The organism is Corallococcus sp. CA053C (genome assembly GCF_003611675.1).
Taxonomy (GTDB): domain Bacteria; phylum Myxococcota; class Myxococcia; order Myxococcales; family Myxococcaceae; genus Corallococcus.
In genome coordinates, this window is the sequence record NZ_RAWA01000738.1 from 1 (window position 1) to 1877 (window position 1877).

2 protein-coding genes are annotated in these 1877 nt (G+C 71.5%); both read right to left on the bottom strand.

The genetic code is table 11. The annotated features are described in order from the left end of the window. A partial coding sequence (locus D7V97_RS42710; RefSeq protein ID WP_199729212.1) for a P1 family peptidase occupies window positions 1-767 on the bottom strand: 767 nt, incomplete at its 3' end. A gap of 66 nt (window positions 768-833) precedes the next feature. Continuing rightward, the coding region (locus D7V97_RS42715; RefSeq protein ID WP_233583609.1) for a thioesterase domain-containing protein at window positions 834-1877 on the bottom strand (1044 nt) is incomplete at its 5' end.

Consider the following 1877-nt stretch of genomic DNA (forward strand, 5'->3'; position numbering starts at 1 on the left):
GGAGGGGGCGGCGCGGGCATCCAGTCCACCAGCTCCCGGCCCACCGGGACGCCGTTGACGAGGAGGTCGGCGCGCTGGCCGAAGTTCCCCTGGATCAACACGCCCACGGTGTAGCGCCGCTCCGGCTCCCGTTCGCTCGCCGGCAGCGTCACGACGCGCGACGCGGTGCCGATGCCGCCCTTGAAGCCGAAGAGGCGCATGCCGGTGCCGCCGCCGACGTTGCCTTCCGCGACGGGGCCCGGGGTGGCCTGGTCGAGCGCCGCGTGGACGTGCTCGCGCGTGACGTGCTGGCCGGCGGCGTCGCTGAGGTGGCCGTCGAACGTCTCCGCGATGACGGGGATGGCGAAGTGGTTGTCGATGAGGAGCGGCTCGTGGCGGCAGAGCCATTCGATGCACGCCTGGTGGACGGCGCCCACGGAGTGGGTCGTGGTGAGGAGCAGGGGGGACTCGAGCAGGCCCAGCTCGTCGATGTGCGCGCGTCCCGTCACCTCGCCGGTGCCGTTGAGCACGGCCGTGGCGGCGGGCACCGAGAAGGTGAAGGCGGAGTCCGCGTGCGGGTGGATGGCGGTGACGCCGGTTCGGGCGGGCCCCTGGCCGGGGCGGAGCGCGCCGTCGCCAAAGATGACGGTGCTGTGGCCCACGCGCACCCCGGGCACGTCGGTGATGGCGTTGAGGGGGCCCGGGGGAAGCACTCCCGGCGCGATGCCCAGGTCCCGCAGGCGGGGCTGCCGTGGGACGGCGGTTTCTTCATCCAGCTTTGCAGTCATGCGAGGCCTCGTCGGGGCGCTGGATGCGCGCCCCTGGGAAACAGGGGGAACGGGAGGGCGTACGGATCAGGAGGCCTGCTTGCCTCGCGAGGACGGGTCGCCCTCGCGGGGGATGGCGCGCAGCGCGGCGCGGAGCAACCCGGCGAGCCGGTCGACGTTCGGGGGCCGCAGGAGGGTGTGGTGCGTGCCGGGGACGGAGAGGACCTGGAGGCCGCCGGTCGCCACGGGACGCCAGCCGTTGTCGTTGGCCTGGAGGGCGCGGTTGGAGACGTCCTCCGCTTGCAGGAGCAGGACCTCGCCGCCATAGGGCTCGGGGGTGTGTGCCGCGATGGCGAGCAGGTGGTGCTCCAGCACCTTGCGCAGGGCGACGAGGCGGGGCTGATCCAGGTGCTCCGCGTCCTGGTGGAGCTCCTGGGCCAGGTACTGCTTCACCCGCGCGCCCAGGTCCGTGCCCGGAGGGACTTCGCCTGTGGGGTGTGCGTAGGCATCGATGAGCGCGAGGAACTCGACGTGCTCGCCCTGGGCTTCGAGCTGGCGGGCCATTTCGAAGGCGATGGCACCGCCCATGGACCACCCCATGAAGCGGTAGGGGCCAGAGGGTTGCAACTGCCGGATGTGATCCACGTAGGAACGGGCCATGGCAGGAATGGACTGTCCCGGCTCCTGTGCGCCATCCAGGCCCTGCGCGCGGACGCCGTAGAACGCCTGCTCCTCCCCGAGCCGACGTGCCAGCTCCGAGTAGCAGAGGACGTCGCCGCCCACGGGATGGATGCAGAAGAGAGGCGTCTGCGTTCCGTTCGGGCTGAGCAGCACGAGGGGCGAGCCCGGGATCTCCAGCGGCTTGTAGACAGACACCTCCGAGGAGGACTCGAGGACGGTGGCGAGCGCGGCGATGAAGGGGGCTTCAAAGAAGCGCTCCAACGGGATGTCCGTGCCGAGGGTCTCCTGCACGCGCGCGAGCATGAGGACCGAGGAGAGGGAGGTGCCTCCGAGTTGGAAGAAGTTGTCGTGGATGCCTGGGGCCGGCACGTCGAGCACTTCGGTCCAGAGCGTGGCGAGCGTCTCCTCCATCGGGGTGCGGGGCGCGACGAAGGCCACGGGGGTGGAGGC